This window comes from Streptomyces sp. NPDC002935 (assembly GCF_040611295.1).
Taxonomy (GTDB): domain Bacteria; phylum Actinomycetota; class Actinomycetes; order Streptomycetales; family Streptomycetaceae; genus Streptomyces.
Genome location: NZ_JBEXNW010000075.1, coordinates 1 through 9313, shown reverse-complemented (window position 1 = coordinate 9313; position 9313 = coordinate 1). Strand labels below are relative to the sequence as shown.

9 protein-coding genes and 1 pseudogene are annotated in these 9313 nt (G+C 65.5%); 7 read left to right on the top strand and 3 right to left on the bottom strand.

Features of this window, described 5'->3' with window-relative positions; all coding sequences use genetic code 11:
* Positions 1-113 precede the first annotated feature (113 nt).
* A complete protein-coding gene (locus ABZX90_RS43425; protein WP_351132283.1) occupies positions 114-701 on the bottom strand; it encodes a histidine phosphatase family protein in 588 nt (195 codons plus the stop codon).
* 120 nt (positions 702-821) lie between these two features.
* Here ABZX90_RS43425 and ABZX90_RS43420 point away from each other — a divergent pair.
* Positions 822-1066: pseudogene (locus ABZX90_RS43420) on the top strand (transposase); the annotation flags it as partial.
* A 575-nt stretch (positions 1067-1641) separates the two neighbouring features.
* The gene (locus ABZX90_RS43415) at positions 1642-2367 is read left to right on the top strand and encodes a hypothetical protein (protein WP_355213679.1); all 726 of its coding nucleotides are present in this window, start codon (positions 1642-1644) and stop codon (positions 2365-2367) included.
* Between the two features lie 363 nt (positions 2368-2730).
* Here the strand turns inward: ABZX90_RS43415 and ABZX90_RS43410 are convergent, their stop codons facing one another.
* On the bottom strand, positions 2731-3063 hold the full coding sequence (locus tag ABZX90_RS43410) for an Lsr2 family protein (protein WP_351132280.1): 333 nt from the start codon (positions 3061-3063) through the stop codon (positions 2731-2733).
* A 598-nt stretch (positions 3064-3661) separates the two neighbouring features.
* On the opposite strand from ABZX90_RS43410, the gene ABZX90_RS43405 reads away from it, so the two are divergent.
* The 4 genes from ABZX90_RS43405 (at position 3662) to ABZX90_RS43390 (ending at position 7164) form a co-directional block, all read left to right on the top strand.
* Positions 3662-4102, top strand: coding sequence for a hypothetical protein (locus tag ABZX90_RS43405; RefSeq protein ID WP_351132278.1), 441 nt, complete (start codon positions 3662-3664; stop codon positions 4100-4102).
* 54 nt (positions 4103-4156) lie between these two features.
* Complete coding sequence (locus ABZX90_RS43400; protein WP_351132276.1) at positions 4157-4681, top strand: hypothetical protein; 525 nt, start codon at positions 4157-4159, stop codon at positions 4679-4681.
* 316 nt (positions 4682-4997) lie between these two features.
* Positions 4998-5417, top strand: a complete 420-nt coding sequence (locus ABZX90_RS43395; RefSeq protein ID WP_355213678.1) for a hypothetical protein — start codon at positions 4998-5000, stop codon at positions 5415-5417.
* On the top strand, positions 5410-7164 hold the full coding sequence (locus ABZX90_RS43390) for a caspase family protein (protein WP_355213677.1): 1755 nt from the start codon (positions 5410-5412) through the stop codon (positions 7162-7164). Before ABZX90_RS43395 ends, ABZX90_RS43390 begins: the two co-directional genes overlap by 8 nt.
* 137 nt (positions 7165-7301) lie before the next feature.
* On the opposite strand, the gene ABZX90_RS43385 is transcribed toward ABZX90_RS43390, so the two are convergent.
* Entirely contained in the window at positions 7302-8606 is a 1305-nt protein-coding gene (locus tag ABZX90_RS43385; RefSeq protein ID WP_355213676.1) for a phospholipase D-like domain-containing protein, read from the bottom strand.
* A gap of 388 nt (positions 8607-8994) precedes the next feature.
* Here ABZX90_RS43385 and ABZX90_RS43380 point away from each other — a divergent pair, with 388 nt between their 5' ends.
* Positions 8995-9129, top strand: a complete 135-nt coding sequence (locus ABZX90_RS43380) for a hypothetical protein (RefSeq protein ID WP_355213680.1) — start codon at positions 8995-8997, stop codon at positions 9127-9129.
* Positions 9130-9313: the final 184 nt, after the last annotated feature.

Here is a 9313-nt window from a genome sequence, read left to right as displayed (position 1 = left end):
GCCGAAACAGCTCCCACAACTCATCCGAGACCAGATGCTCAGCAAGACTCGTCATACCAACACAACGACGTCCTGCACCAAAGGAAACGACGTCTAAGACAGCAGCACCACCGCTACGGGACGTTCCAGGCGGCGATAAACGGCTGCCCGTCCTCGGTGGCCAGGAAGCTGAGCGTGCCTGGATGCGGATGACCGAGCAGCCGACTGGCAGAGGCGTCGAGGCCGAGCCAGCGCACCGTGAGCACGCGCGTCAGATGGCCATGCGCGACGACGGCAACATCGCCGTCCTCCAGCAGCGGCCGGATCCGGTCCAGCACCGCGTCCGTGCGCGCTGCCACCTGCTGGAGCTGCTCGCCAGGATGATCGTCGTCGCCGGGAATGACGCCGTCCCGCCACAGGTCCCAACCCGGCTTCATCTCCTGGATCTGCGCCGCGGTCAGGCCCTCGTAGCCGCCGTAGTCCCACTCCAGCAGATCGGGATCGGGCCGGACACCGGCCAGGCCCGCCAACTCGGCCGTCCGCATAGCTCGGCTCAGCGGGCTGCTGAACACCGCCACCAGACGGCGTAGTGCCAGCCTCGGAGCGAGCTCCTTCGCCGCGGCCTCGCCGGCGTCAGTCAGCGGAACGTCGGTACGGCCAGCGTGCTGGCCCGACAGGCTCCATTCAGTCTGGCCATGCCTGATCACTATCAGTTCACCCATGGCCGCGCACGATATCTGATCATGCGACACGGCCGACCACTCCTCGCCTTCGCCGCCACCGCCCGCTCCCTGATCTGCGACGGCTGACTCGCCAACTGAGATGACCTCTTACTCCGCCTGATGGAGTCACTGCGTACGGCGGACGGAATCGAGTTGATCAGGGTCCTGGCTCAGCGGATCCTGCAGGAACTCATCGAGGCCGAAGCCACTGTCCGGATCGGCGCGGAGCCGGCGAGCACACCGAGACACGCACGACGATGCGCAACGGGCACCGGGAGAAAGTACTGACCACGCAGGCCGGGGACCTGGACCTGGCGATCCCCAAACTTCGCACCGGCAGTTTCTTCCCCAGCCTGCTGGAAAGGGCAGGGTGCTTCTTGTGACGTCCGTAGAAAGGCGCAAAAACGCGCTCCACGGCACAGTCGTCACACAGCGATCCCGTGATGGCTTTCCTGCACTGGGCGCACAGCCCGTCCGTCGTCTTGGACGGGTCAGGGCGTTCGACCTCGCTCCACTGCTTCAATTCGATCGCGGCAAAGCTGAGCCCACCGTTTGGATGACCGCCGGCGAGCACCACGTCGATCGGGTTCATGCTCGGATGGACGCGGTACTCCACGAAGACGTACACCTGCCCGAGCCCGAGATCGGACAACGCCGTGGCCAACTCGTAGACGCTCTCCCGCCACGAATCCTTGTCGCCCTCAGAGGGCCCCTTCTCCATGGGGTGCGCGGCCTCGTAGCAGGCCACAATCTTGGGGATGAGGCGGTCCCGGTCCCGCACCAGCTCCTCAGCCGGCCAGAACGCCGTACTAATCGTTCCTCTGTCCGGCCCAACCCCGGGTCGCTGAGGTTCTCGCGCGAACCTAGCGTCTTCCACTAGGGCCGGACGCCAGCCGGACGACCGGCTGACCGCCCAGAGCCTGCGGTCAGGAGGAGCGCAATGAGCCGGGTACCGAGGGGCAGCGAAGAAAAACCTGGCCCGACGCACGAAGAGATCCAGGCCGGGATCGGAAAGCGCCTGGACGACGTTGCCAAGATCCTGGCTGGCGCCCTCGTCGCCGTTGCCGGCGTCATGACCCTGCTTGGCCTCAGCAGCGACGTCGTGTTCGTTGCCCTCAACAACGACTCGTGGCCCATCTATGTGGCCTCGCTCTGCGCCATCCTCGCGATCGTCTGCAGCATTGTGGCTCTGCTCGTCCACCCCACACGGCGGGGCAACCTGTGGGAGACCGTTGTACTCATTCTCGGGGTGATTCTCTATATGGCGGCACTGAGCGTGGCGGTTATCGGCGCGGCCAAGGCTGCTGGGGGAAACGGGCGGCCGACAATCACCAACATCAAAGTCGACGGCCCTCGGTCCAATCTGAAATTAAGCTTCGATGTTCATGCTGACGGCGTCGAGACCGGGGCCAGCATTGACGTGTTTGTAAACGCTGTCAGGGCCGACTTGTCCGAGCCTGTTGGTGAGTCGGTCGATGCCTACTCAAGTGAGCTCAGACCCAACGACAAGGGCATGGTCGAGCAGCAGGTCAGTATGCCGATGTCCCTTCCACCACAGGCCGCAGGCATCAGCATCATGGCCCTCAATGCGGGCGACGGAATCCAGGACGAGTGTGGCTCGCTCACACAGCGCGGGCCGGCGTGCGCGAGGTTCCGGGTTCCCTAGCAGCACGGGATCGCATCGAGCAGAGGGATCAGCTGAGTGACGTCGTAGCGGCCCCTGACACGGCCATCAGGACTGATCCACCTCATTGTGTTAGCCGTTGTAAGTGCAAGGGCAGCTCGTACTGTTCAACACGATGTGACGGTCAGGTCCATGGAAAATTACGGCCGGTCGAGGGAGTCTGTCTTGAGTCCTCTCCGGGCCGCAGGCCGGAGAATCGCCCAGCATACCTGTCCTACATCATCGGCCAGGTACATCTTTACAAACTTCCCGCTCCCGCCATGAACGATCAGGAGCGTCTCGACAAGGAAGCTATGTACGTTTCCCCCGGGCCGCCAGCGAGGCACGGAACGAAGGTCTGTACAGTCAGTGGGCTTTGTCATAAGCCTCGCGAATACTGGACGGGACGCGCCCTCGGTCGTTGACCTGATAGTTGTTCTTCCGAGCCCAGTCCCGGACCTCCTCCGCGCTGGGCCCGTCGGCCGGCGCCTTGCGTGCACGCCCTGTCCCGCTCACCCGACCGGTCTTGCGGCCCTTGTCGATGAAGGGCGCAAGCGCCTCGAAGAGTTTGTCGTAATTATCCGAGACCAGATCGATCTCGTAATTTACGCCGTCAAGGGAAAAGGTGTGCGTCCGCACTTCGTCGGATTCTGCACCGGTGAGGTCATCCGTGTAAACGGTAACGATCTTCTGAGCCATACGGGAATGATACCCACTTTTCCCTAGGTGTCCACCTCGAAGATCCTCAGGAACGGCAGATCCAGAACCGATGCGCTGGCACATCTGGGGACAAGGGAAAAAATGGAACAATACAGCGGTCGCACCCGCTTGCAGATCTTGCCTTCAACGTCGCTCCAAGTGACCCACCCCGACACAGATACGGAAGCGGTGAATGCATGCGCCGCTCCTCGCGCCGCCCAGGACACGGACCGAGAGGACATAAACCTTTACGCTTTCCATCGCGGCGCAGGGCCGACGAAATGCGCGACTGTCACGGGAGCACGCCACCGGAACGCCTTCAGCGGAGAACTTCGGGGTCACAATCGGGACATACTGGCCTGCGCTGTAGAAGGAATCCATCCCTTGTTCTTGGCAGGGAATCCCGGCCTTCAGGCCGGGCGGGTATGCGATCCTCGGTCTGGAGGCGCGAAGCGCCGGAGATCACTGCGCTTGTGTGGTGACGGTCATGCCGGGCGCTTCTGGTTCTCGATGCTCCGTCGCGCAGCGCTTGGAGTCCTGGCGCGCCAGGTGACGCTTGGGGTTCACTTCGTCGCGCCGGCACGTTCTGTTGCTTCCCGTGGTCATCGAGCTCCCTGTCGGCCTGGTTGGCAGGGAGGCATTCCCCGGCAACCTCAAGTACGCCGACGTGATCGAATCTCTCGATCGTGCCGGTTACGCCTGGCAGCCCTACACGCCCCTGACCTTCGACAACCAATGCGCGGTCCAGGCCACGTCCTCCGGCGTCGTTTTCGTCTTCGAAGTCCCGGAGGGGGAAGATCCCGTCCTCAATGTCATGGGCCCCCGCCCCACCAGCATGACTGCCCCGCGATCGCCAAGACCCCCGCGACACCGTGAGCACGAAGCCGACGCCGTGTTCACCACGACAGGCTTCGTCGACAGCAACAGCGTCGCCTTCATGCACAGTCTCAACGTCGCGCAACAGGCTGCAGGCGGAGACCGTGATGATCACGTGGCCGGTTCCGGATCTCCGCCCGCTGGTAGCTTCTGCACACGCTGACCAGCGCGGCCGTCCTGGAATCGATCCTGCGGCTCCGTTCTTCGAAAGAGTGACATGATCAAGCAGGTGCACATGACCGCCGCAGTGGTTTTGGCGGCAGCCATGGCGTTGTCGGGATGCGGTGCTACAAAGCCGGGCACAGCGAAGTCCGCTCCGAAGCCTGCCTCAACGGCAAGGTCTGGCAGCGCGGCCGGCGCCCCCAGCGCCGACTCCGGGCCGAGTACCGGTGAAAGCGGCGGCACACAGCGTTCGCGGCCGACCGACCGTTCCACCCCCACAGCGTCCCCCTCCGTCGCTGCCGCCCGGCCCCTGAAGGACGGCACCGCCGTGCTCACACACTGCGCGGACACGGACGACCCGGACGCGATCGTCGAGGTCAGGAATCCGAACGGGCGCCAGGGCCTGTTCGGCGTGAAAATCAGCTACAAGGACGCGCACGGCTTCACCATGAGCGAGACCTACGACCAGGTGCTGGTGTCTGCGAAGAGCAAAGCGAAGGTCCGGGTGGCCGTTGTCAGCGCGCCCGTGGACGAGATCGATCGCTGTGAGGTCAATCCCCGGGCCACTGCCGTACGGTGACGGCCCACGGAGCTCACTTCGTCCGAAAACGGCCTGGGCGCCGCATGACGATCAGCTCCGCCTGCCGGTGCCCGGCAGGTTGCCGAGGAAATGGGCTCCGGCTCTTGGCTGCCTGCGGGGACACGCGCCCGTGAGCATTTGCCCGCTACCACTCCCATGCCTGATGCGGCGCTCGCATCAGGCATGGCTTGGCATATGTGTTCCGACCGCGCGAGGCCGCCGGTTCGGGGCTGTGAACAAACCGGCTACAAGACCACGAAGTAGACCATCTCCCTGCATCACTCCCGGTACTCTCGCGCCCGGGGGTGGTACACGGATGCGGGAACTGCAGGTGTCCGTCACGGCGACGAGCGAACGCTTCGATGCCGACGACGACAGATGGCTTCGCCAGGTACGGCTGCTCCACGAAGGTCTCGCCTTGGAGGTGCCGCTCGAAGTGCGACCAACGGCCGGGGTTCCGGGCACGAAGGGCAGCGGACTGCCAAGCATTGTCGTGCTGCTCGGCTCGGCCTCGGTCGGCGGGGCCGTGGCGGTCATCAGGGACTGGCTCAAGCGGGACCGCGACCGCCGCATCGACCTCACCTGGGAGATGGACGGCAGGAAAGGCAAGGTCACGGTCATCGCCACAACCGTCGACAACGCAAGCCTGCAGACAGCCCTGGAGCACGGACTGCGGCATGCAATCGGCGCCGAGCCGGAAGACGACCCGCAGGCGGACTGCGACTCCCATGGCTGAAGTGGCTGCCGGACCCTACCGCGCCCTGCTGATCGGCAACGCCCATTTCCGCTCCGAACCGGAACTGGAAGACCTGCTGGGCCCGGCGAACGACGTCAGGAAGCTGAAGGCCGCCCTAACCAGCCCCGAGGTGGGTCTGCCCTGGAAGGTGACGGAGCGAATCGACGCCACCCGCCAGGAGGTCGAGGACGAGCTGCACGCCTTCTTCGAACAGGCCGCGCCTGGGGAGCAGTTGCTGCTCTACTACAGCGGCCACGGCTGGCTCGACGCGTACGGTCGGCTGTACCTGTGCAGTGCTGACACGACGCTCGGGATGCTGCGTGCGCGCGCGGTTCGGCACTCGTACGCCAACGAGCTGATGGAAGACTGTCCCGCCCGCGCGGTCGTCGTGATCCTGGACTGCTGCTTCAGCGGCCGGGCGGCCTCCGGCAAGGGAGCTGACGCGGCAGCCCTGTTCGCCGGCCGCGGCCGGTTCGTATTGACCAGCTGCGGGCAGCGGGAGACCGCCAAAGACGCAACCGAGGAGGGTGAACCGAGCCCCTTCACCGCCCACCTCGTCGCCGCTCTGCAGCACGCAGCAGTGGATGGCGAAGGCAACGTCACGGTGGAGGCGGTCCGCCAGTATGTGGAAGCGCAGCTGCGCGGTTCGGGCCGACGTCCCCAGTACAAGGCAGAGGGGCAGAGCGGCCGAGTGGCGCTGGCACACAGACCCGTGCCGATTGACCGGCCGGCGGACGCTTCCCGCCCGCTCGACGTGCGCCCGTTGTTCACGGATGCGCAGGGCGTCAGCGACCGCCCGCGAATCGAAACTCACTTCACGGGGGTGGTGCACGTCCTCCTGCCCGAGTCGCTGGGCACCCTGACCGTGCACCGGGACGAGCTCGTCACAGCGCTGTGCGCGGACGAGCCCACAGCCTGGTGGTTCGCCCGGCGCGGGCTTCGCATACGGCGCAGACGGGCCAGGCTGACCGGCACAACCACCGCAGCCGGCGGTGTGCTGTTCCTGTTGCCGGACGGTGCGGGAACCCTGTCCTGGTCGGCCGACCAGCTGATCGCCCTGAACCAGGCACGCGCCATCGGAAGTTGGCCCGTCACCCCCCGCCCCACCCAGCACTACGGCACCCGTGTCGCTCTCGCAGCGGTGGATCCGGTGTACCGCTGGATCGCAAGCAAAACCTGGAAGCTGCCGGCCTACACGCTGGTGTGGGCCGCGGCCCTCACGGTGCTCGTGGAACTGGCCGCGGGCGCCGAGGACAGCGCCGTCCCCGTCGCAGTGCGCACCACCGCAATCATCGTGCTGGCGTCATTCATTCTCGTGTCCGGACTTGTTGTGGCCGTCTCAGCCAAGCTGTTCCTGCTCGCCATCCGCCTGCGGCGACATCTCCAACTGCCCCTGCCCGTCCACCGCATGCTGATGAAGAACCAGCAGGTGCTCGAGCGCGCGGCCCTTTGGTCTGAGGAGGAGTTCCAGTTGGCGATGCCCACCAGATTCTTCAGCCCACTCGTCCACGGCTGCGCCGCACCATTCGCCCCCGAAGCGCCGGTGCCGGTCGAGGTCATCGGCGTACCCGCACCAGGTGAGTGGGCGGTCATCCGAACTCCGCTCGGCATCCTCTGGCCGACCGGACGGGTCAAGGACTACGACCTCAGCCTCACGGAGTTGACCGACGGGCACTCCCGACGATCACCGAATCCGGTCATGCTGCATCGCACCAACACGCCGGCAGTGAGCAACAGTCCACTCTAGTCGGCGGCCTGGCGTCCGGCGCGGCCGTCCAGGAGGCACTGGACGGTGGCGGGCGGGATCGCGGTGAGCAGGCCGATGCGGTGGACGGCGTAGTCGTGCAGGGCCTGGGCCTGGCGGGGTCCGATGCCGTGCAGGGCCTATTCCTGGGCCTGCCTCGGGTCGATCGGAATCTCTCGTGCCGTGTTCTCGGCGCGCGCCTCGGCGCTCAACTGCTGTGCCGCGGTCCCGCAGCAGCGGTCGTACTGGTTCTGCCAGTCCGCCATGAACATGTCATAGCTGGACCGGTCGCTGAGCTTCAGGTCCGACTCGTCGTTGTGCCAGACGCCGTTGCTCGTCCAGTTCGAGGATCCGACGAACACGAGCCTGGAGTCGGTCGCACCCGCGTAACTGCCGCTGACCATCATGTACTTGTCGTGCGTGTAGTACAGAGCGTTGCCGTTCGCGTCGGTGCCGTGGCTGGTGTCGTGCACGTCGATGTTCGGCCGGTTCTTCAGGTAGTTCTGCACGCTGTCATCGACCTGGCCGGCGGTGATAAGAATGTGGATCTTGACGCCGGTTCGTGCCAGGCTCACCAGCTTCTTCGGCAGCTCCAGATAGTTCGGGTCGCCCGGCTGCCCGTGAGAGGTCCACTGGAACATGGCGATATTGATCGTGGCCGGCGCCTTGATGTTGCTCAGAAAGTCGACCCAGGTGTCGCTTCTGGTGCGTGCCTTGGGCCACTGGTAGGAGGGCGGGGACAGTTTCCTGGCGGCGGTGGCGCTGGTGGAGTTGTAGTAGTCGGGTGCCAGCGGGCCCGGGCCGTTGAGCGCCCCTTTCGCCATGGCGGTGAAGTAGCTGACGTAGGAGTTGTACAGGGCGACGTTGCCCTTGACGGTGGCGCTGCTGTTCCACGCGATGCTGGCCTGGGTGGAGGTGGGGTTGGCGCTGCTGACGATCACTGTCCTGTTCGCGTCGCTCCCGCCGCTGAGCATGTAATACTTCGCGTGCAGGGCGGAGCCGGCGTAGTGGGTCAGGCAGCCGCCCGGGCACAGCGCGGCGAAGCTGGAGGCTCGCGGGTCGTTGCCCAGCTCGGTGACCATCGACTGCCAGAGTGTATTGCTGCTGTGAGCGTCCATCAGAGCCTTGACAGTGACGCCGCGCTGGTGCGCGGCTATCAGGGCGTTGGCGAAGTCCGGGCCTGGCTGTGCGTTGCTGATCGAGTACATGGCGACGCGTATGGTCTGCCCGCAGCCGGCGCTGTTGATCGATTCGATGATCGGGCCCATGATCTTCATCTGGGCGTCGGGGTCCTCCGGGTCATTGAAGCGCGGGCCCGGGGCGGAGGTGAACGTCCGGGACTCGCAACTGAGCGGGGGTTTGGCCTTCTTGACCGTGGCGTGTGCGGTTGTCGGCGACAGCACAGTGACGACCAGCGCGGCGATCAAGGTGAACGTTCGCTTCATGGGCGGCCTTTCACTGGGCTGTGGTGATGAAGAGCCGGGCTGCCGCAAGAGGCCCGTGTGCGCGCCGAAAACCCTGTCACCTTATGCGACATGCGTGCATTTGTGGATGGGTCCGACGAGGCGATCGCGCCCGGATGGCACGGATTGGTCATCGGCGGCGGGTGGGTCGGGCGTGCCCACACCGTCGGGGCCGAGTGATCGGTGCAGCCAGTGTTTGTCGTGGTGGTCGGCGTACTGGTCGATGACGAGGCGCCGGGTGGCGTTCTCCGGTGATGAGGATGCGGTCGGCGGCTTCGCGTCGGGGCGAAATCCATAAACCTGCGTGCCTCCGGCACGTCGCGAGGACGGCGGCGACGGCGGCCGCCATGGTGAGCAGACGCCGAGTCGGATGCATGACTACTCGTTCCCGCGCGTCGACGTCACGCCCGCGCCCAAGGGCCGATACGCCACGCTGAAGGTCCGCGGCATAGCCGAGACCGGTGCGCAGGCCGACCGAGGTCGCGGCCCCCGGGGCCTCCAGTGAACCGGGCCGCGTTTCCCTGCTTGCCATGGGCGATCACGCCGCCGTACATTCCCTGCACCCGGCTTGTCCGGCCGCTTCGTCTATCCCCCTTGAGCACATGAGGAGCGCCCGATATGACGGGTGTACTGGCGGTCGCAGGCGGCACCGCATCCGGCAAGTCCACCCTTGCCGAAGCCCTGTCGCT